This is a genomic window from Pseudoalteromonas sp. SR44-5 (assembly GCF_014163675.1).
GTDB lineage: Bacteria > Pseudomonadota > Gammaproteobacteria > Enterobacterales > Alteromonadaceae > Pseudoalteromonas > Pseudoalteromonas rhizosphaerae.
In genome coordinates, this window is sequence record NZ_JACJDT010000227.1 from 1 (window position 1) to 277 (window position 277).

General features: G+C 41.9%; 1 protein-coding gene. It reads right to left on the bottom strand.

The features are described from left to right. Positions 1-277, bottom strand: a 277-nt coding sequence (locus H5154_RS23365; RefSeq protein ID WP_182719785.1) for a hypothetical protein, incomplete at both ends; no start/stop codon positions are given.

Consider the following 277-nt stretch of genomic DNA (forward strand, 5'->3'; position numbering starts at 1 on the left):
TGTTTTCATATCCGCTTGTATTACATCATAGGCCAGGTCAATATCCAGCGACTCAAAGTCAAATATTTGCAAGCAATAACATAACTCAGGAATTGCAGCGTAACCTGGTTGAATAATACTTGTAACTGACTCTTCGGGTAACTCATCCACTGCTTGGTGATAGATGTTGATGACTATATCCTTAACCAGTGCTGGCCACTGGCCCGTTTCTAAGGCTTTTTTGGCTAAGGTGACAGACTCGCTCAGTACTCTTCCTTCTCGCCAATAATAATGAAAC